Consider the following 20,826-nt stretch of genomic DNA (forward strand, 5'->3'; position numbering starts at 1 on the left):
GGACCCAGGAGAACAAGATGGAAATTTCGCAAACCCAAGTGAGTACCTATACCCAGGAGCCGGGCTATTTCCGGCGCCTCAACGCCATTGACTGGCTCTACGGCATTGCGCTGCTCGCGGCGGCCGGCTTCGCGCTGCACCGCTACGGCGCCTACATGGACGTGTACGAGCAGGGCATCCTGCTGGCGGCCGCGCCCACGTTCGCCGCGCTGGGCTGGCACTGGAAGCCGGTGCGCTGGCTGATCCCGCTGGTGGCCCTGCTGGCGCTGGCCGCAATCGGCCTCTACGGCGGCGCGCTCGACGCTGCCAACCAGAAATTCCTCCTCAAGTACATGCTGTCGAGCCAGTCCGCGATCCTGTGGATGAGCGCGCTGTTCGTGTTCTCGACCGGCTTCTACTGGCTGGGCCTGGCCGCCCGCTCGCCGTTCGGCTTTGCGGTCGGCTCCAAGCTGTGCTGGGCCGCCGTCGTGATCGGCTTTACCGGCATGATGGTGCGCTGGTACGAGTCCTACCTGATCGGCAGCGACGTCGGCCACATCCCGGTCTCCAACCTGTACGAGGTGTTCATCCTGTTCTCGATGATCACCGCCATGTTCTACCTCTACTACGAGCAGCGCTACGGCACCGCCCAGCTCGGCCCGTTCGTGCTGCTGGTGATCGCGGCGGCGGTCGCATTCCTGCTCTGGTACACCGTCTCGCGCGATGCCGCCGAGATCCAGCCGCTGGTGCCTGCGCTGCAGAGCTGGTGGATGAAGATCCACGTGCCGGCCAACTTCATCGGCTACGGCACCTTTGCCCTGGCCGCCGGCGTGGGCGCGGCCTACCTGCTCAAGTCGCACGGCATCCTGGCCGACCGCCTGCCGTCGCTGGAGGTGCTGGACGACGTGATGTACAAGGCGATCTCGGTCGGCTTCGCGTTTTTCACCGTGGCCACCATCCTGGGCGCGCTGTGGGCGGCCGAGGCCTGGGGCGGCTACTGGTCGTGGGACCCGAAGGAGACCTGGGCCCTGATCGTCTGGCTCAACTACGCGGCCTGGCTGCACATGCGCCTGATGTCCGGGCTGCGCGGGCGCGCCGCGGCGTGGTGGGCGCTGGGCGGGCTGATCGTGACCACCTTCGCCTTCCTCGGCGTGAACATGTTCCTGTCGGGCCTGCATTCCTACGGCAAGCTCTGACGGGCCTGGCTGGCTTCCGGCACCACGGGCAAGAGTGGTGTAAAGTGAGCATTGTCCGTCCTGACAATGTTGCCGGAGCCAGCCATGCTGATCAAACCTAGCCCGGGCGCGAGTGAGCCGCCCGCCTCAAGCATCACGCCGCGCGAGGTGTACGAAGGCCGGCGCGAATTCATTGCCCGCGTGGCCGCCACCGCCGTGGCCGGGACCTCGATCTGGGAAATGGCCAACCGCCAGGCTTTCGCGCAAGGCGCTACGGCGCGGCTGGCGGCCAGGGCCAACCCGGCATTCTCGACGTCCGAAAAGCAGACCGCGTTCAAGGACGCGACCAGCTACAACAACTTCTACGAATTCGGCACCGACAAGGGCGACCCGGCGCAAAACGCGCACACCCTGCGCACCCGGCCATGGACGGTCGCCATCGAAGGCGAGGTCAAGAAACCTTTGACCATCGATATCGACAGCCTGCTCAAGCTGGCGCCGCTGGAAGAGCGCGTGTACCGGCTGCGCTGCGTGGAAGGCTGGTCGATGGTGATCCCGTGGATCGGCTATTCGCTGTCGAACCTTATCAAGCACGTCGAACCGCTGGGCAGCGCCAAGTACGTCGAATTCATCAGCCTGGCCGACCCCAAGCAGATGCCGGGCGTGCGCAGCGGCGTGCTCGACTGGCCGTACGTCGAGGGCCTGCGCATGGACGAGGCGATGCATCCGCTGGCCTTGCTGACCTTGGGCATGTACGGCCAGGTGCTGCCGAACCAGAACGGGGCGCCGGTGCGCGTGGTGCTGCCGTGGAAGTATGGCTTCAAGTCGGCCAAGTCGATCGTCAAGATCCGCTTCGTCAAGGAACAGCCGCGCACCTCGTGGATGGTGGCCGGGCCGAATGAGTACGGCTTTTATTCCAACGTGAACCCGAATGTGGACCACCCGCGCTGGTCGCAGGCGAGCGAGCGGCGCATTGGCGAGGATGGATTCTTCAAGCCCAAGCGCAAGACGCTGATGTTCAACGGTTACAACGAAGTCGCCTCGCTGTACACCGGCATGGACCTGCGCAAGTTCTTCTGACGATGGCTTTGAACCCCACGCCGAAGCAAACAACGCTGCTCAAGGCCGCCGTCTTCCTGCTGGCGCTGCTGCCCCTGGCGCGTATCGTGGTACAGGCAGGTGACCAGACCAATCCGCTGGAATTCATCACCCACGGCACCGGGGACTGGACTTTGTACCTGCTGTGCATCACGCTGGCGGTGACGCCGGTGCGACGCCTTACCGGGCTGAACTGGCTGGTAAAGCTGCGTCGCATGCTTGGCCTGTTTGCGTTTTTTTATGCCACGCTGCACTTCGTGACCTTCATCTGGTTCGACCATTTCTTCGACCTTGCCGCGATCTGGAAGGACGTGCGCAAGCGGCCGTTCATCACGGTCGGCTTTGCGGCCTTCGTGCTGCTGGTGCCGCTGGCGGCCACCAGCACCAACGCCATGGTGCGCCGGCTCGGCGGCAAGCGCTGGCAGGCGCTGCACCGGCTCATCTACCTGATCGCGCCGCTCGGCGTGCTGCACTACTGGTGGATGAAGGCGGCCAAGAATAATATCGGCAAGCCGATGCTGTTCGCGGTGATCGTCGCGTTGCTGCTGGCCGTGCGGCTGTACTGGAATCGCGCAAAAGTGCAGCCCGCGCGCGCTTGAGGGTTTGTAGGGTGGGCAGATTCTGCCCACGCGTTCAGACACACGCGAGGCTGCTGACACCGCGTGACAACATACGCCTGTTGAACGCGTGGGCGGGGAACCCGCCCACCCTGCGTCGCGGTCGCTCAACGCGTGTGATTGAGGTTTTTTAGGGTGGGCTCTCGAGCCCACGCGGCCGTTCACGCGGCGCGTGCCATCGCGTGGGCACAAGTGCCCACCCTACACGGCAAGCTATCGGATCATGGTCTCGAGCGCGTACAGTTCTTCCGGCTTCTCGCGGCGGCGCACCAGGTGCACCTTGTCGCCATCAACGATCACTTCGGCCGCGCGGCCGCGGGTGTTGTAGTTCGACGCCATCGACATGCCGTAGGCGCCGGCCGTCATCATCGCCAGCAGGTCGCCCGGCTGCACCGCCAGTTCGCGGCCGCGCGCCAGCCAGTCGCCGGATTCGCAGATCGGGCCGACCAGGTCGTAGCACAGCGCCTTGCCTTCGCGCGGGGTGACCGGCTGCACCGCCATCCAAGCTTCGTACAGGGTCGGGCGCATCATGTCGTTCATCGCCGCGTCCACCACGCAGAAGTTCTTTTCCTCGCCCGGCTTGAGGAACTCGATCGACATCAGCAGCGCGCCGGCGTTGGCCACGATCGAGCGGCCCGGCTCGAAGATCACCTTGATCGGCTTGCCGTCGTACTTGGCGGCGCGCCAGGCGTCGATGCGCTGGAACACGCGGCCGATGTACTCGCCCACCGGCACCGGCGGCTCGTCGCCCGCCGCGCCGTAGTTCACGCCGATGCCCCCGCCAATGTCCAGGTGGTGCAGATGGATGCCCTCGGCGGCGAGCGTGTCGATCAGGTCGATCAGCTTGTCCAGCGCTTCGAGCAGCGGGGCGTCGTCCAGCAGCTGCGAGCCGATGTGGCAGTCGATGCCCGCCACTTCCAGGTGCGGCAGGCGGGCGGCGGCGCGGTAGGTGTCCAGCGCATCCGAGAAGGCCACGCCGAACTTGTTCGCTTTCAGACCGGTGGAGATATAGGGGTGCGTCTTGGCGTCCACGTCCGGGTTCACGCGCAGCGACACCTTGGCGCGCTTGCCCATCTGGCCGGCGACCTCGTTCAGGCGATGCAACTCGGGGATCGACTCGACGTTAAAGCACAGGATGCCCTTGTCGAGCGCGAGCTTCATTTCCTCGACGGTTTTGCCCACGCCCGAGAAGATCACCTTGGCCGGGTCGGCCCCGGCGGCCAGCGCGCGCAGCAGTTCGCCGCCCGACACGATGTCAAAGCCCGCGCCTTCGCGCACCAAGAGGTCCAGCACCGCCAGGTTCGAGTTGGCCTTCATCGCATAGCACACCAGCGCATCGCGGCCACGGCAGGCGTCGGCGTAGGCGTGGAAGTTCTCCAGCAGCGCGGCCTTGGAGTAGACGTAGGTCGGGGTGCCAAACTGCTCGGCAATTTGGGACAAAGGGACGCTTTCGGCGTTCAGGACGCCGTTTTGGTACGAAAAGTGCGACATGGTTACTGTTGGGTGGGGGCAGGTGTCGAGGAAACAGGGGGCAGGGAACCGGACGGTGCCTGGCCGGTGGTGGTCACGGTCGCCGGCTGCGCGCTGCCCTGCGGCGCGGCGGTCGCCGGTGCGGTGGCGACGGGCGCGCTCTTGAGCGGCGGCGGCATGTACAGCGGACCGGGTTGGCCGCAACCGGCGAGCGCGGCGGCCAGCGCGGCGGCAAATGGGAGCGCAAATGCGGGCTTCACGATTGAATTAAAATCACGGTTTGATTAGCAGATCTTGGAGTGTAGCATGAGCGAAACCGAATTTTTGGACCTGGCCGATTCGACCCTGGATACGATCGAAACCGCGATGGACCGGCTGAACGACGAGGATGTGCTCGACGTCGAGTGCAAGCGCAGCGGCAATGTGCTTGAGATCGAATTCATCGCCAACGGTTCGAAAATCATCGTCAACAGCCAGGCGCCGCTGCAAGAGATGTGGGTTGCGGCGCGCGCCGGCGGCTACCACTACAAGCGCGTGGACGGCCAGTGGCGCAATACGCGCGACGATTCCGAGTTCTTTGCGTCGCTGTCGAAGCTGGCCAGCGAGCAGGGTGGGGCGCAGGTGACGATCGCCGGTTAAAACCTGTCGGCATCACACGTCGTCCCGGCGCAGGCGGGGACCCATGCTGAGCGAGCCGGACCCAGCCTCTTTGCAGTGATACCGGCTGTCTATGGGTCCCCGCCTGCGCGGGGACGACGTTTGGTGCTGCAGGACGCTCAGAACAGCTCGTTCCTCACCGCATCCTTCGCCTTCTGCTCGGCCTGCGTCGGCTGCGGGCCCACATCCAGCGACTGCACCCCCGACCCCGGCGGATTCTCGGCGTAGTAGTACTCGTCGCCCACCTGCACCAGCCCTTGCGGCACCGGCCGCTCTTCCACCGGCACCGTCTTGAGCGCCTTCTGCATGTAGCCGATCCAGATCGGCAGCGCCAGGCCGCCGCCGGTTTCCTTGTTGCCCAGGTTGCGCGGCTGGTCGTAGCCGATCCACGCGATCGCCACCAAATGCGGCTGGTAGCCGGCAAACCAGGCGTCGATCGAGTCGTTGGTGGTACCGGTCTTGCCCGCCAGGTCGGGGCGTTTGAGCACCTGGCCGGCCTTGGCCGCGGTGCCGTAGCGCACCACGTCACGCAGCATGCTGTCCATCAGGAAAGCGTTGCGCTCGTCGATCACGCGGTTCGACTCCACGCCCGCCTTTTCAGGCCGCGCCTCGGACAGCACCTTGCCGTCGGCATCCGTCACCTTGGCGATCAGGTAGGGGTTGACCCGGTAGCCGCCATTGGCGAACACCGAGTACGCGCCTGCCATCTGCAGCGGCGTGGTGGCGCCGGCACCCAGCGCCAGGGTCAGGTAGGCCGGGTTCTTGTCGGCCTCGAAGCCGAAGCGGGTCGCGTATTCCTGCCCGTAGCGCGCGCCGATCTTGTTCAGGATGCGGATCGAGACCATGTTCTTCGACTTGGTCAGCGCCCGGCGCATCGTCATCGGCCCTTCGTACTTGTTGTCGTAGTTCTTCGGCTCCCACGCCTGGCCGCCGGTCTGGCCTGCATCGAACGAGATCGGGGCGTCGTTGATGACGGTCGCCGGCGACAGGCCGCGCTCGAGCGAGGCCGAGTAGATGAACGGCTTGAACGACGAACCCGGCTGGCGCCAGGCCTGGGTCACGTGGTTGAACTTGCTGCGGTTGAAGTCGAAGCCGCCCACCAGCGCGCGGATCGCGCCGTCGTCCGGATCGGCGGCGATGAAGGCCGACTCGACTTCCGGCATCTGGGTGATGTTCCAGCTCGAGCCGCCGTCCTGCGTCACGCGGACCACCGCGCCACGGCGGATGCGCCGGTTCGGCTGGGCCTTGTCCGACAGCCAGCCCTGCGCGAACGCCAGCCCCGGCCCGCTGATCGTGATCTCCTCGCCCGAGGCGACCACCGCGCGCACCTGCTTGGGCGAGGCCTCGAGCACGACGGCGGCGATGATGTCGTCGCTGTCCGGGTGCTCGGCCAGCTCGGCTTCGATCGCTTCGTCCGCCTCGGCGCGTGACGAGGGCAGGTCGATGTAGGCTTCCGGCCCGCGGTACGGGTGGCGCCGCTCGTAGTCCATCACGCCGCGGCGCAGCGCCAGGTAGGCGGCATCCTGGTCGGCCTTGGTGATGGTGGTGAACACGTTCAGGCCGCGTGTGTAGGTGTCTTCCTTGAACTGCTCATAGACCAGCTGGCGCGCCATTTCGGCCACGTACTCGGCATGCACGCCGAACGCGGTGCTGTCGGACTTGATGTGCAGCTTCTCGTTCCTGGCCTGTTCGTACTGGGCGTCGGTGATGTAGCCGAGCGAGTGCATGCGCTGCAGGATGTACTGCTGGCGCGTCTTCGCGCGGGTCGGGTTGACCACCGGGTTATAGGCCGACGGCGCCTTGGGCAGGCCGGCCAGCATCGCCGCCTCGGCCACGCTGATGTCCTTCAGGTCCTTGCCGAAGTAGATCTGGGCCGCCGACTGGAAGCCGAAGGCGCGCTGGCCCAGGTAGATCTGGTTCATGTACAGCTCGAGGATCTGATCCTTGCTCAGGTTCTTCTCGATCTTCCATGCCAGCAGCGCCTCGTAGGCCTTGCGCTTCAGGGTTTGCTCGGACGACAGGAAGAAATTGCGCGCAACCTGCTGGGTGATGGTCGAGGCGCCCTGGCGCGCGCCGCCGGTGGCGTTGTGCAGCATGGCGCGCAGGATGCCCCAGTAATCGATGCCGCCGTGCTCGTAGAAGCGGTCGTCCTCGATCGCCAGCACGGCCTTCTTCATCACATCCGGAATGTCCTTGAAATGCACCAGGGTGCGGCGTTCCTCGCCGAATTCCCCGATCAGCACGTTGTCGGCAGTGAAGATGCGCAGCGGCATCTTGGGTCGGTAGTCGGTGATGGTGTCCAGCGCCGGCAGGTTGGGGTAGGCCATCGCCAGCGCGAACACGATCACCAGCGCGCCGACCACGCCCAGGCCGGCCAGGGCGGCGACGATCGACAGGATGATTCGTTTCGGCGTGTAACGTTTGGGCTGGCCCGGCTTGGGAGTCGGGGGCGTCGAAGCCGGTTCCGTTGATTTCATGCGTGAGGCTCTTTCGGCTTGTTGATGCGCTTCATTATAAGGCAGGGTTATCGCAGGCGGCGCGGGCTCAGCCGTTCAGGCGGCCGCGCCCGAGTGTTGTCCACAGCCTGCAATCGTAAAGTTCCAGTGAAGAAATTTCTTGTGCGCATACAACCTTATTGCTACGATCTCATGTAGTGCCTGATAAATGCGCACTAAATATCGGTTTTATAACGAACAAAATCCCGCGCGCGGGCGTTCAAAACAAGTCGTTCTGCGAAGAACAGATGTTGCTGGAGGAAATACGCTCGTGATCAATCTAGGTTCCTTGTTCGGCAAAGCCAACCCGCCGCTGGTCGGGGTGGACATCAGCACGTCCGGGGTGCGCCTGGTCGAGCTGGCCGACGCCGGCAAGGGCGAGCTGCGCCTGGAACGCTGCGCCAGCGAACCGCTCCCGCGCGGCGCCGTGGTTGACGGCAACATCGAGAACATCGAGGCGGTCACCGAGGCGGTGCGCCGCGTCGTCAAGAAGAGCGGCACCAAGGCCAGGAATGTGGCGCTGGGCATGCCGCCGGCCGCCGTGATCACCAAGAAAATCGTGCTCCCGGCCGGCATGACCGAAGACCAGCTCGAGGTCCAGGTGGAATCCGAGGCGAGCCAGTATATCCCGTTCGCGCTCGATGAGGTGAGCCTGGACTTTGACGTGATCGGCGTGGCGCCCAATGCACCGGACGACATCGAGGTGATGCTGGCCGCCGCGCGCCGCGAAAAGGTCGAGGACCGCGCTGCGATCGCCGAGGCGGCCGGCCTGGTGCCGACCGTGATGGACATCGAATCGTACGCCGCGCGCGCCGCGCTGGACCGCATCGTGGCGCAGATGCCGCAGGCGGGCAAGGACCAGATCGTGGCGCTGTTCCAGATCGGCGCCGGCGCCACCCACATCTCGGTGATGCTCGACGGCGAGACGATTTACGAGCGCGAGCAGCCGTTCGGCGGCAACCAGCTGACCCAGGACATCGTGCGCGCCTACGGCCTGTCGTTCGAGGAAGCCGACACCCGCAAGAAAAACGGCGACCTGCCCGAGAACTACCAGGCCGACCTGCTCGGCCCGTTCCTGGAGAACGCCGCGCTGGAAGTGACGCGCGCGATCCAGTTCTTCTACACCTCGACCCCGTACACCCGCATCGACCAGCTGTACCTGGCCGGCGGCTGCGCGCAGGTGCCGGGCCTCTTGGACATGATTGCCAGCCGCACCCGGATCGCCAGCGCGGTGATGTCGCCGTTCAAGGGCATGCAGCTGGGGCCGGAGGTGCGCGAGCAGCAGCTCAAGGCCGAGGCGCCGGCCTACCTGGTCGCGTGCGGGCTGGCGATGCGGAGGTTTGGCTGATGATCAGGATTAACCTGCTCCCGCACCGGGAAGCGAAGCGCAAGCAGAAACAGGCCGCGTTCATTGCGATGCTGGCCGCCGGCGGGGTTGCCGGCGTGGCGCTGGTGCTGCTGGTGGGCGGCTACAACGCCAGCCGCATCTCGATCCAGAACGAGCGCAACCTCGTGCTGGCCACCGCCAACGGCGAACTGGACAAGAAGATCGCGGCGATCGCCACCCTCAAGCAGGAAATCGAGGCGCTGCAGGCGCGCCAGCAGGCGGTCGAGGACCTGCAGGGCGACCGCAACCAGCCGGTGTACCTGCTCGACGAGCTGGTCAAGCAGACCCCGGAAGGGGTGTACCTGAAGATGCTCAAGCAGGACGGCCAGAAGGTGACGATCAACGGCATCGCCCAGTCGCAGGAGCGGGTGGCCGAGCTGCTGCGCAACCTGGCGTCCGGCTCGCCGTGGCTGGAACGGCCCGACCTGAACGAGGTGAAGGCGACCACCCTGGCCCAGAGCAAGGTGGGCAAGAAGGTGGTCGAGTTCACGCTGTCGGTCAACATCAAGCGCGCGCGTGACAAGGAAGAAGCCGCCAAGGCAGGCGGCAAGGGCGGCGCCGCCGGCGCCAAGGGCAACGGCAAAGCGGACGGGAAGATCGGATGAAAAGCGTGAATATCGATCTCAAACAACTTTCCGCCGACCTGTCCGCGCAATTCCAGGGACTGAAGGGGCGCCCGCCTGGCCTGTGGCCGCTGGCGCCGCGGCTCTTGTGCGCGGCCGGCGTCACCGTCGCGGTGGCGCTTGCCGGCTATTTCCTGTACTGGAGCGGCCAGTTCGAGGAGCAGGACCGCCTGGCCGCCGACGAGGTCCGGCTGCGCGGCGACTACCAGAGCAAGATGGCGCAGGCGATCAACCTGGACGCACTCAAGGCGCAGAAGGTGCAGGTGGACCAGTACGTCGAGCGCCTCGAGAAGCAGCTGCCGAGCAAGGCCGAGATGGCCGCGCTGCTGTCGGACATCAACCAGGCCGGCCTGGGGCGCGGCCTGCAGTTCGAGCTGTTCAAGCCGGGCCAGGTGGTGGTCAAGGACTACTACGCCGAACTGCCGATCGCGATCCGCGTCACCGGCAGCTACCACGACATCGGCTCGTTTGCGGCCGACATGGCGCACCTGCCGCGCATCGTCACACTGAACAACCTGGCGCTGGCAAGCCTGAAGGACAACCTGCTGTCGCTCGACGCGACCGCCAAGACCTTCCGCTACCTCGACCCGGATGAGGCGGCGGCGCAGCGCAAGGCGCGCGCCGACAAGAAGAAGGGCAAGGAGGACAAGAAATGAGCCGCAAACTCGTCCTTGCCTGTGCGCTCCTGCTGTCCGGCTGCGGCGACAGCGACGTGCGCGAGGTGCGCGACTGGATGGCGCAGGTGCAGAAGGACACCAAGCCGTCGGTCAAGCCGCTTTCGCCGCCCAAGGAATTCGTGCCATTCGCGTACAACGCGCGTGACGCGGTGGACCCGTTCTCCGCGCAAAAGCTGCTGGTTGAGCTGGCCAAGGCCGCCGAAACCTCGAACAACCCCAACCGGCCCGACATGAACCGGCCCAAGGAACTGCTCGAGAGCTATCCGCTGGACACCATGAAAATGGTCGGCTCGCTGCAAAAGAGCGGCATCGTGTACGCGCTGCTGCAGATCGACAAGAACGTGTACCAGGTGAAGAGCGGCATGCGCGTGGGCCAGAACTTTGGCCTGGTGACCCGCGTGACCGAAAACGCGATCGACATCCGCGAGGTGGTGCAGGACGCCGGTGGTGACTGGGTCGAGCGCATGGCGCGGCTGGAACTGCAGGAAAGTAAGTAAGGAGACTGGGAAGATGACCCGAGTTGCAAGGTATGGCCTGCCCGTGTGGCTGGCACAGTTCGCCGCGGCGCTGCTGCTGGCGCTGGCCGGCCCGGCCGCGCTGGCGCAGGACAACGCGATCGAATCGATCACCGCGAACCAGCAAGGTTCGAACGTGGTCGTCAACATCGCGATGAAGCATGCGCCGGCCAAGCTCCCGATCGGCTTTTCGATCACCAACCCGGCCCGCATCGCGCTCGACTTCGGCGCCACCGCCAACGCCACCGGCAAGAGCGCCCAGGACATCAACCTGGGCGACGTGCGCGGGGTGAACGTGGTGCAGGCCGGTGAACGCACCCGCCTGGTGCTGAACCTGAAACGCGCGCTCAACTACGCCACTGCGATCGACGGCAACTCGGTGATCGTGACGGTCGAAGGCTCGGGCGGGGTGGCGCAGGCGGTCAACGCTTCCGGCCTGCCGGTCGCCAAGCCGGATGCCGCGCAAGCGCCGCGCCAGGCCCTGCGCGACCTCGACTTTCGCCGTGGCGCCAATGGCGAAGGCCGCATCGTGGTCGACCTGCCCAACAGCCAGGTCGCAGTGGACGTGCGCCAGGTCGGCAACCAGGTGCTGGTCGACTTCCTGAACACCAGCCTGCCGCCGGCGCTGCGCCGCCGCCTGGACGTGACCGACTTCGGCACCCCGGTCACCCGCGTGACTACCGCGCCGCAGGGCGGGAACGTGCGCATGACGATCGACGCCCACGGCCTGTGGGAGCAGAGCGTGTACCAGAGCGACACCCAGCTGGTGGTGGACGTGCGCCCGGTCAAGGAAGACCCGAACAAGCTGGCCCAGGGCAGCGGCGGCTACCGCGGCGAGAAGGTGACCTTCAATTTCCAGAACGTCGAAGTGCGCGCGGTGCTGCAGGCGATCGCCGACATCTCCGGGATCAACATCATCACCAGCGACTCGGTCAGCGGCAACCTGACCCTGCGCCTGAAGGAAGTGCCGTGGGACCAGGCGCTCGACGTGGTGCTGCAGGCCAAGGGCCTGGACATGCGCAAGAACGGCAATGTGATGTGGATCGCGCCCAAGGATGAGCTGCTCACCAAGGAAAAGCTCGAGCTCGAGCAGCGCGCCCAGATTGCCGAACTGGAGCCGCTGCGCTCGGAGGTGTTCCAGCTGAACTACCAGAAAGTGGATGCGTTCCGCACCATGCTCGGGCTCGGCGCTGGCGGCGCGGCTGCCAACACCGGTACCGGCGGCAACAACAGCGTGCTGTCCAAGCGCGGCAGCGTGATCGCCGACGCGCGCACCAACCAGCTGTTCGTGACCGATATCGCGGCCAAGATCGAGGACCTGCGCAAGCTGATCCTGAAGGTGGACGTGCCGACCAAGCAGGTGCTGATCGAGGCGCGCCTGGTCGAGGCCAACGACGGCTTCTCGCGCACCCTTGGCGCCAAGCTTGGCTTTAATGACCTGCGCACGCTGCGCGGCGGCGACTCCGGCTACCAGCTCGGCAACACCAACAACCGCCTCGCCGTCGGCGGCAACTACGAGGGCGTGGGCCAGGTCACCGGCCAGGCCAAGGGCGCCGATTCCAATGGCTACACCAACGGCCAGTTCATCAACCTGCCCGCGGCCGGCATCAACGGCGTGGCCGCGCCCTCGCTCGCGTTCTCGCTGTTCTCGCCGAGCGCCAACCGGTTCCTGAACCTGGAACTGTCGGCGCTGGAGGCGGACGGCAAGGGCCAGATCATCTCCAGCCCGCGCGTGCTGACCGAGGACAAGCACGTGGCCACGATCGAGCAGGGCATCGAGCTGCCCTACCAGACCGCCACCAGCAGCGGCGCGACCGCGATCACGTTCAAGAAGGCCAACCTGCGGCTGGAAGTGACGCCGCAGATCACGCCTGACGGCAACGTGGTGCTGGACGTGGACGTGAGCAAGGATTCGAAGGGCGACCAGACCCCGGCCGGCTTTGCGATCAACAACCAGCACGTGAACACGCGCACCATGATCGAAAACGGCGGCACGGTGGTGCTGGGCGGCATCTACCAGCAGACCGACCGCAGTAACACCAACAAGGTGCCGCTGCTGGGCGACGTGCCGCTCCTGGGCTACCTGTTCAAGAACACCGGGCACGAAACGGCCAAAACCGAGCTGCTGATCTTCATCACGCCGAAGATCGTGGCGGACAAACTGGCGACGGCGCGCTGAACGGCGCTGTCGGACAAGAACCAACAAGAAACCTGTCAGACATGAATATTCACTTCCAACACAACGGCAAGCGCGCGGCGGTCCTCCTGCTGGCGCTGGTCCTGTCGGCATGCGGCGGCGGCGGCGGCAGCCCCGGCCTCACGGTCGGCACCGGCAACGGCGGCAGCGGCACCGGCAGCGGTGGCACGACAACCGCAGCGCCGACCGTTTCGGTCGCTTTCGTCAACAGCAGCGGCCAGGCCACCAACTCCTTGTCCGGCGCCAACCAGCTGACCGTCAATGCCACGGTGCGCGACAAGACCGGAAAGGCGGTGCCCAACGCCATCGTCACTTTCGGCACGGACGCCAACCTGGCCGTGTTCTCGCCGGCGATGGGGACTGCGCTGACGGATGCGAATGGCGTTGCTACGATCACCATGCGCGCGGCGAGCCTCGCGGCCGGTGGCGCGGGCACGGTGAAGGCAACCAGCACGGTGGCCGGCACCACGGCGAGCGGGGAAGCCAACTATTCGGTCGGCAGCACGGCCCTGTCGTTCGGCGCCCTGACCGCCAGCCCGACCAGCATCCAGGCCTATGGCTCGACCGTGCTGTCGGTCGATGTGCTCGCTGGCAGCAGCAAATACACCGACCAGCAGGTCAACGTCAGCTTCAGTTCCGCTTGCGTGACCGCGGGCAAGGCCACGCTGGCGTCGGTCGTCGCCACCAACAACGGCACCGCCCAGACCGTGTACCGCGACCAGGGCTGCGGCAACAACGACATGATCACCGTTTCCGCCGCAGGCGTGGTCAAGCCCGCAACCGTCCAGTTGTCGATCGCGCCGCCAGCCGCAGCGTCGGTGCAGTTCGTACTGGCGACCCCGACCGACCAGTCGATCGTCATCAAGGGACAGGGCGGCAGCGGGCGTACCGAGACCGCGGGCCTGAAATTCAAGGTGGTCGATATCTTCAACCACCCGCTCGCCGGCGCCGCCGTCGATTTCACCGCATCGACCGGCTCGGTCACCGTGAACAAGCTCAGCGACACGACCGACCAGAACGGCGAAGTGCTCACCACGGTCAACTCCGGCGCGGTCGCCACCAGTTTCCGCGTGAAGGCGGCCCTGCACAATAATCCCGCGGTCTATACCTGGTCCGATTCGATCGTGGTGACCAGCGGCCTGCCGGTCCAGCGCGCATTCTCGCTCAGCGCGGGAAAATACCAGGTCGACTCGACGATCGAAAGCAGCCCCACCGCGCCGGCGACCAACCTGAACGTGATGATCGCTGACGCGTTCGGCAACCCGGTCCCGGACGGCACCCCGGTCGTGTTCCAGACCAACATCGGTTCGGTCGGCTCCTCGGCCAAGGGCGGATGCCTCACGACCAACGGCGGCTGTTCGGTGGATTTCCGCATGCAGGATCCGCGCGTGGCGACCCCCGGCTTGCCGGCCACCCCATGCAATGCGGCCACACCGGATAACCCCCGCGTTGGCGTGGCGACCGTCTGCGCCAGCACGACCGACGGCACCAACACCGTGTTCTCCAAGATCGAGCTGTTCACCTCGTCCAGCCAGGTCGGCAATGTCTATCTGGATGGCGGCACCACGCCGCTTTCCGGCACCACCGACCTGGGTGTTGTGGCTTCCGACAAATCGAAAGTGTTCACGCTGCAGATCAATGACGTGAACAATAATCCGATGCCGACGGGAACGACCATCGCTGTCGTCAACGCCGTGAACGCAGCACCGGAAGCACCGCTCCCGGCCAAGGTGAGCAACATCACGCCTGCGGGCGTGACGTCGGCGGCTCCCATGGGCTCCTGGCACACGTTCACCATCGCCGGTAAGCAGGCGACCGGCTGCACCAAGGCGCAGGAGGCCACATTCAGCGTGGCGGTGACCACGCCGACTGTCACCGTGGGCACGGTCACCTTGGGCGGCCAGACGAGCTACATTCCGTTTAAACTAACGTTTAGCTGCCCGTAAAGGGTTTTGACGAACGTACAAGGGCGGCCAGTGATCGTACTGGCCGTTTTTCATTTTCAAACGTATCGCGTAACAAGTGCCGGACGCTAAGAACGACAATATTTTCCTGGTTGGCCTGATGGGGGCCGGCAAGACCACCATCGGGCGGCTGCTCGCGCGCAAGCTCGGCAAGCGCTTCGTCGATTCGGACCACGAGATCGAGGCGCGCACCGGGGCGTCGATCCCGTGGATCTTCGAGATCGAGGGCGAGGCCAGCTTCCGGCGGCGCGAGGCCGACATGATCCGCGAGCTCACCGGGCAGCACGGCATCGTGCTGGCCACCGGCGGCGGCGCGGTGCTGGACCCGGCCAACCGCAGGCTGCTGGCCGAGCGCGGCACCGTGATCTACCTGCGCGCCGGGATCAACAGCATCCTGCAGCGCACCGCCCACGACCGCAACCGGCCGCTGCTGCAGACGTCCGACCCGCGCAAGAAGCTCGAAGAACTGCTGGCCCAGCGCGAACCGCTGTACCGCGAAGTGGCCGACCTGGTGATCGACACCGGACGGCCTAACGTACAATCGATGGTTGGCACCATCCTCGAACAGATGGCCGCATGCGTGAAGGAGCGGCCAGGAACAGCAATGAACCAGACAAAACGCATCAACCTCGACGTGGCTCTCGGCAGCCGCAGCTATCCCATCGTGATCGGCAGCGCCGTGCTGGACGACGCCGCCCTCGTCGCGCGCCATCTCGGCAGCGGCAAGGCCGCCATCGTCACCAACGCCACCATCGCCCCCCTGTACCTGGAGCGCGTGGCCGCGCCGATCAGGGCCGCCGGGCACGAGGTGGTCGAGATCGTGCTGCCGGACGGCGAACAGTACAAGACCTGGGACTCGCTCAACCTGATCTTCGACGCGCTGCTGGCCAACAAGTGCGACCGCAAGACCACGCTGGTGGCGCTGGGCGGCGGCGTGATCGGCGACATGACCGGCTTTGCCGCCGCCACCTACATGCGCGGCGTCCCGTTCGTGCAGGTGCCGACCACGCTGCTGGCGCAGGTCGATTCCTCGGTGGGCGGCAAGACCGGCATCAACCACCCGCTGGGCAAGAACATGATCGGCGCGTTCTACCAGCCGCGCGCCGTGCTGGCCGATATCGGCACGCTGGACACGCTGCCGTCGCGCGAGCTGTCGGCGGGGCTGGCGGAGGTGATCAAGCATGGCGCGATCCTCGACGCCGGCTTCTTCGACTGGATCGAGCAGAACATCGGCAAGCTGGTCGCGCGCGACCCGGATGCGCTCGCCCACGCGATCGCGCGCTCGTGCGAGATCAAGGCCGAGGTGGTGCGCAAGGACGAGCGCGAAAGCGGCCTGCGCGCCGTGCTCAATTTCGGCCACACGTTCGGCCACGCGATCGAGGCTGGCCTTGGCTATGGCAACTGGCTGCACGGCGAGGCGGTGGGCTGCGGCATGGTGATGGCCGCCGATTTGTCGCAGCGCCTTGGCTACATCGACAGCGCCGCAGTGGAGCGCGTACGCGCGCTGGTCAAGGCCGCCGGGCTGCCGGTGGTCGCGCCCGACCTGGGCGCCGAGCGCTGGATCGAGCTCATGGAAGTGGACAAGAAAAACGAGGGCGGCCAGATCAAGTTCATCCTGCTCAAGCCGCTCGGCAGCCCGTGCGTGACCAGCGTGGCGCGCGAGACGCTGCTCGAGACGCTGGCCGCCTGCACCGCATGATCGACTTCGACGCCCACCTTGCGCCATACGCGGCGCATTCGTCCAGGTCGCGCGGGCGCCGTTACCAGGAGAGCGCGCCCGGCTCGCGCAGCGAATACCAGCGCGACCGCGACCGCATCATCCACTCGACCGCGTTCCGCCGGCTGGAATACAAGACGCAGGTGTTCCTCAACCACGAGGGTGACCTGTTCCGTACGCGCCTGACGCACTCGATCGAGGTGGCGCAGATCGGGCGCACGCTGGCGCGCAGCCTGCGCCTGAACGAAGACCTGGTGGAGGCGACCGCGCTCGCGCACGACCTGGGGCACACGCCGTTCGGCCACGTGGGCCAGGACGTGCTCAACGAGTGCATGAAGGACTACGGCGGTTTCGAGCACAACCTGCAGAGCCTGCGCGTGGTGGACGAGCTGGAAGAGCACTACGGCGCCTTCGACGGGCTGAACCTGACGTTCGAGACGCGCGAGGGCATCCTCAAGCACTGCTCGCTCACCAATGCCAGGGTGCTGGGCGAGCTGGGACAGCGCTTCATCGACCGTGCGCAGCCGAGCCTGGAGGCGCAGCTGACCAACCTGGCCGACGAGATCGCGTACAACAACCACGATATCGACGACGGCCTGCGTTCGGGCCTGCTGACGATGGCGCAAATGGAGGACGTGGCGTTCTTCGCGCGCCACCGGCACGAGGTGCGCGCGCAGTATCCGGGGCTGCAGGGACGGCGCGAACTGTACGAGACGATCCGCCTGATGATCACGACCATGACGGCCGACCTGGTGGAGACATCGGCACGGCTGATCGCGGACGCGGCGCCTGCCGACATTGACGCCGTGCGCAAGGCGCCGCCCTTGATCCGCTTTTCGGACAAGCTGCGCGCTGAGACGACCGAGCTCAAGAAATTCCTGTACGCGAACCTGTACCGCCACTTCCAGGTGAACCGCACGCGCGTGAAGGCAAGTCGCATCGTGCGCGAGCTGTTCGGCGCATTCATGGCCGATCCGGTGCTGCTGCCGCCGGACTACCAGGCGCCAGCGGGCGACACGCTCAGGCAGGCGCGCAAGATCGCCGACTACATCGCCGGCATGACCGACCGCTATGCGATCCGCGAGCACAAGCGGATCTATTCGATGGACGAGCTGTAGGGTGGGCACTTGTGCCCACGCGGTACCGTGTCTGGCAGCGTGGGCACGAGTGCCCACCCTACGTTAAAACAGCTTCGGTGCGGCCAGTTCGGCCAGCAGCTTTTTCACCGGCGCCGGTAGCGGCGCGTTTTCAATCTCCGACAGCTTCCACCACTGATAACCATCCGGCAGGCCAGCACGCGCCGACAGCGCGATGCGGTAGGGGATGATATGCAGCTTGTAGTGGGTGAACACATGCACCAGCGGCAGCAGTGCTTCCGTTTCCTCGACGTCGCCGAACGCTTTCGCTGCTGCCGCGACGGCGTCCGGTTGCGGCGCCGCTTCGTCAATCGGCAGGTGCCCATCCACCTCGGGCAGCGAACACAGGCCGCCCCAGATGCCGCTGGCCGGCCGCTGTTGCAGCACGACCTGCCCGCCGTCGATCACGGCCAGCATGACTGCGCGCTTTTCCGGTGTCGCCTTCTTCGGTTTGCGCACCGGGAGTTCGGCCGTGCGCCCGGTGGCAAAGGCTACGCAGCGCTCGCGCAAGGGGCAGCGCTCGCAGGCGGGACTCGCGCGCGTGCACAGCGTGGCGCCCAGGTCCATCAGCCCCTGCGTGTACGACTCGATGCCTTCGCCTTCCGGCAGCAGTGCCTGCGCACGCCGCCACAGCGCGTCTTCGGTGCGCTTTTCGCCCGGATAGCTGTCGATGCCGAACACGCGCGCAAAGACACGCTTGACGTTCCCGTCCAAAATGGCGGCACGCACGCCGCCGGAAAACGCCGCGATCGCCGCCGCGGTGGAGCGGCCGATGCCCGGCAGTTCAGCCAGTAGCAGAGGGTCGGGCGGGAATGCGCCGCCGTACTGGTCCACCACGCGCCGGGCGCAGGCGTGCAGGTTGCGCGCCCGGGTGTAGTAACCGAGCCCGCTCCAGTGCGCCATCACGTCCTCGATCGGCGCGGCCGCGAGCGCGTGCACGGTGGGGAAGCGTTCGAGGAAGCGCGCGTAGTAGCCGAGCACCGCCGCAACCTGGGTCTGCTGCAGCATGATCTCGGACAGCCACACGCGGTAGGCGTCGCGCGTGTTCTGCCACGGCAGGGCGTGGCGGCCGTGCGCGCGCTGCCACGCGATCACGGCACTGGAAAAGGACGGATCGGCAAGCTCGTCGAATTCGGTCAAGCGCTTCACGCCGCAGGCTCGGCCGACAGTTCGGCGGTCACGCCCTGCGCCAGCGCGACCAGGCGCGCGGCCAGCTGGTCGAGCTCTTCGCGCAGCGCTTCGAATGCGCGGATCTTCTGCTCCAGCGTGTCGGTGGCGTCGTGGATGCGCTGGATCGACGCCTGGCGGTGCTTGAGCTGCTCCTTGTGCTGGCGGATCTGCGCTTCCACCGGCGCCATGATCACTTTCAGCCAGGCGTCGGCGTCGGCGTTCGCGGCGCGGAAGGTGCGCCGCACGCGCGAGGCGATCGAGTCGAAGAAGCGCTGCAGCAGGGTGCCGCGGCTGGTGATGAGCAGGGTGGCGGTGCCGAACTGCTTGAGGTAGATGCCTTCGATGCGGTCGATCTCGGCCTGGTAGCGGTCGAGCGACAAGCCGATCGGCGGCGCCAGCGACAGGCCGTGTTCGTCCGCGAAGCGCTTGTACATCGTCTCGATCATCGCGGCGATCTCGGCGATCTTGGCGTTGGACGCGTACAGGTTGCCGCGCGCCTCTTCGAAGAATGCGCGCACCGGGGCGCGCGTGCCGGTGGCAAAGCGCGCGCTTTCCATCGCCGCGCGCACGGTGTCGATCTGGCGCTGCACCACCTCCATGCCCAGCGTGGTCTGCAGCTCGGCCGACAGGGTCGAGAACACGGCGCGCGTGCCCTGCAGCTTTTGCACGCTGGCGTCGAACTCCTTCTTTTCCTGTTCGATGCGCGCCATCATGTGGCCGATCACGCCCTGGTTCTTGCCGCGCAGGCTCACCAGCTCGTCGAGCTGCTCGACGATGCGGTGGCGGCGGGTGGCAATCGCGGCGTGGCGCGCTTGCCCGAGCGTGTCCAGCTCGGCGCCGAGCTGGCTGCGGATGATGCCGGTGCGCTGCGGGATCAGTTCGCCGTACAGCGCCGCCTCCAGTGCCGGCATGCGGCTCTTCGCGAGCAGCGCCTGGTTGCCGGTGACGCGCGCGACCAGCGCCTTCTTGGCCGAGACCGGGAACACCTTGCTCTCTTCCAGCCCGAGGTCGCGCGCCACGCTGGCCTGCTGGCGCGCGACGTCGGCGTCGTTGGCGGCGTCGCTCTTGAGCTCATCCCACATCGTGTCGATCTTGTTGAGCACGACCAGGCGTCCGCTGCCGGCGCCGATGTGGTTGCGCCAGACGTCGATGTCGCTCTTGGTCACGCCGGTCTCGGCGCCCAGCACGAACAGCACCGCGTGCGCGTTCGGGATCAGGTTCAGCGTCAGTTCGGGCTCGGTGCCGATCGCGTTCAGGCCCGGCGTGTCGAGGATCACGATGCCCTGCTTGAGCAGCGGGTGCGGGAAGTTGATGATCGCGTGGCGCCACAGCGGGATCTCGATCATCCCGTTTTCGACCGGGGCGCAGGCCAGGTCGGGGTCGTCGGGATCGTACAGGCCGTATGCCTGCGCCTGTTCCACCGGCACCTGGCGCGTCTTGCTGACCTGGCTGAAGGTCTCGAGCATTTTCTCGGGCGAAGACAGGTCGAGCGGGAACACGGTCCACGCGCCCTGGTCGTCGCGGAAGTCGCTGGTGGACAGGTGCTGGGCGCGCGTTTCGATCGGCAGCAGGCGGATGCAGGGCGCATAGCTGGCGTCGTACAGCAGCTCGGTCGGGCACATGGTGGTGCGGCCGGCGGAGGAGGGCAGGATGCGCTGGCCGTAGTCGGAAAAGAAGATCGCGTTGATCAGCTCCGATTTACCGCGCGAGAATTCGGCGACGAAGGCGATCGACAGCCGGTCGTCGGCCAGCCGCGCGAGCGCGCGCGCGAACTGCTGTTCGCTCGCCGGGTCGAGCAGGTCGGCCTGCCGCAAGCCGTCGCGGTACGCTGCGAGTGCTGCGGCGACGCGGGTGCGCCAGGCGCCATACTGTTGAAAATCGTGATCCATGTTTACCTGTGGGTTGCGTAGGGTGGGCTCTCGAGCCCACGCTGGTCCTCACGCTGCGCG

The 20,826-nt window shown here is 66.3% G+C and carries 17 protein-coding genes; 12 read left to right on the forward strand and 5 right to left on the reverse strand.

Annotated elements, in window-relative coordinates; all coding sequences use genetic code 11:
* Positions 1-17: 17 nt before the first annotated feature.
* The 3 genes from ccsB to msrQ all read left to right on the forward strand — a co-directional run bounded on the left by ccsB (position 18) and on the right by msrQ (position 2,851).
* Entirely contained in the window at positions 18-1,175 is a 1,158-nt protein-coding gene (gene ccsB / locus NX774_RS15755; protein ID WP_258823181.1) for a c-type cytochrome biogenesis protein CcsB, read from the forward strand.
* Positions 1,176-1,259: 84 nt separating this feature from the next.
* Positions 1,260-2,234, forward strand: coding sequence for a protein-methionine-sulfoxide reductase catalytic subunit MsrP (gene msrP / locus NX774_RS15760; RefSeq protein WP_258823182.1), 975 nt, complete (start codon positions 1,260-1,262; stop codon positions 2,232-2,234).
* 2 nt (positions 2,235-2,236) lie between these two features.
* A complete protein-coding gene (gene msrQ / locus NX774_RS15765; RefSeq protein ID WP_258823183.1) occupies positions 2,237-2,851 on the forward strand; it encodes a protein-methionine-sulfoxide reductase heme-binding subunit MsrQ in 615 nt (204 codons plus the stop codon).
* Between the two features lie 231 nt (positions 2,852-3,082).
* Here the strand turns inward: msrQ and lysA are convergent, their stop codons facing one another.
* Both lysA and lptM read right to left on the reverse strand, forming a co-directional pair.
* Complete coding sequence (lysA, locus tag NX774_RS15770; protein WP_258823184.1) at positions 3,083-4,360, reverse strand: diaminopimelate decarboxylase; 1,278 nt, start codon at positions 4,358-4,360, stop codon at positions 3,083-3,085.
* A 2-nt stretch (positions 4,361-4,362) separates the two neighbouring features.
* The gene (gene lptM / locus NX774_RS15775) at positions 4,363-4,599 is read right to left on the reverse strand and encodes an LPS translocon maturation chaperone LptM (RefSeq protein ID WP_258823185.1); all 237 of its coding nucleotides are present in this window, start codon (positions 4,597-4,599) and stop codon (positions 4,363-4,365) included.
* Positions 4,600-4,645: 46 nt separating this feature from the next.
* On the opposite strand from lptM, the gene cyaY reads away from it, so the two are divergent.
* Positions 4,646-4,978: an iron donor protein CyaY gene (gene cyaY / locus NX774_RS15780; protein ID WP_258823186.1), complete on the forward strand. Its 333-nt coding sequence runs from the start codon at positions 4,646-4,648 to the stop codon at positions 4,976-4,978.
* Between the two features lie 137 nt (positions 4,979-5,115).
* On the opposite strand, the gene NX774_RS15785 is transcribed toward cyaY, so the two are convergent.
* Positions 5,116-7,473, reverse strand: a complete 2,358-nt coding sequence (locus NX774_RS15785; protein WP_258823187.1) for a penicillin-binding protein 1A — start codon at positions 7,471-7,473, stop codon at positions 5,116-5,118.
* A gap of 289 nt (positions 7,474-7,762) precedes the next feature.
* Between NX774_RS15785 and NX774_RS15790 the strand changes: the two genes are divergently transcribed.
* The 8 genes from NX774_RS15790 to NX774_RS15825 all read left to right on the forward strand — a co-directional run bounded on the left by NX774_RS15790 (position 7,763) and on the right by NX774_RS15825 (position 17,689).
* Positions 7,763-8,839, forward strand: coding sequence for a pilus assembly protein PilM (locus tag NX774_RS15790; RefSeq protein ID WP_258823188.1), 1,077 nt, complete (start codon positions 7,763-7,765; stop codon positions 8,837-8,839).
* A complete protein-coding gene (locus NX774_RS15795) occupies positions 8,839-9,483 on the forward strand; it encodes a PilN domain-containing protein (protein WP_258823189.1) in 645 nt (214 codons plus the stop codon). The genes NX774_RS15790 and NX774_RS15795 overlap by 1 nt, the downstream gene beginning before the upstream one ends.
* Positions 9,480-10,157 carry a type IV pilus inner membrane component PilO gene (locus tag NX774_RS15800; RefSeq protein WP_258823190.1) on the forward strand — a complete coding sequence of 226 codons (678 nt, stop codon included), beginning with the start codon at positions 9,480-9,482 and terminating at the stop codon, positions 10,155-10,157. Before NX774_RS15795 ends, NX774_RS15800 begins: the two co-directional genes overlap by 4 nt.
* The gene (locus tag NX774_RS15805; RefSeq protein ID WP_258823191.1) at positions 10,154-10,675 is read left to right on the forward strand and encodes a pilus assembly protein PilP; all 522 of its coding nucleotides are present in this window, start codon (positions 10,154-10,156) and stop codon (positions 10,673-10,675) included. The genes NX774_RS15800 and NX774_RS15805 overlap by 4 nt, the downstream gene beginning before the upstream one ends.
* Positions 10,676-10,688: 13 nt before the next feature.
* The gene (locus NX774_RS15810) at positions 10,689-12,872 is read left to right on the forward strand and encodes a type IV pilus secretin PilQ (protein ID WP_258823192.1); all 2,184 of its coding nucleotides are present in this window, start codon (positions 10,689-10,691) and stop codon (positions 12,870-12,872) included.
* A gap of 41 nt (positions 12,873-12,913) precedes the next feature.
* Positions 12,914-14,836: an Ig-like domain-containing protein gene (locus NX774_RS15815; RefSeq protein WP_258823193.1), complete on the forward strand. Its 1,923-nt coding sequence runs from the start codon at positions 12,914-12,916 to the stop codon at positions 14,834-14,836.
* Positions 14,837-14,954: 118 nt separating this feature from the next.
* Entirely contained in the window at positions 14,955-16,553 is a 1,599-nt protein-coding gene (gene aroKB / locus NX774_RS15820) for a bifunctional shikimate kinase/3-dehydroquinate synthase AroKB (protein ID WP_370660444.1), read from the forward strand.
* Positions 16,550-17,689, forward strand: coding sequence for a deoxyguanosinetriphosphate triphosphohydrolase (locus NX774_RS15825; RefSeq protein ID WP_258823195.1), 1,140 nt, complete (start codon positions 16,550-16,552; stop codon positions 17,687-17,689). The genes aroKB and NX774_RS15825 overlap by 4 nt, the downstream gene beginning before the upstream one ends.
* Positions 17,690-17,752: 63 nt before the next feature.
* Here NX774_RS15825 and mutY read toward each other — a convergent pair whose 3' ends face one another.
* Both mutY and NX774_RS15835 read right to left on the reverse strand, forming a co-directional pair.
* Positions 17,753-18,856 (reverse strand): A/G-specific adenine glycosylase, encoded by a 1,104-nt coding sequence (mutY, locus tag NX774_RS15830; protein WP_258823196.1) that lies wholly within the window; start codon positions 18,854-18,856, stop codon positions 17,753-17,755.
* Positions 18,853-20,766, reverse strand: coding sequence for a dynamin family protein (locus NX774_RS15835; RefSeq protein WP_258823197.1), 1,914 nt, complete (start codon positions 20,764-20,766; stop codon positions 18,853-18,855). The genes mutY and NX774_RS15835 overlap by 4 nt, the downstream gene beginning before the upstream one ends.
* Between the last annotated feature and the right edge of the window lie 60 nt (positions 20,767-20,826).

The organism is Massilia agilis (genome assembly GCF_024756255.1).
Taxonomy (GTDB): Bacteria; Pseudomonadota; Gammaproteobacteria; order Burkholderiales; family Burkholderiaceae_D; genus Telluria; species Telluria agilis.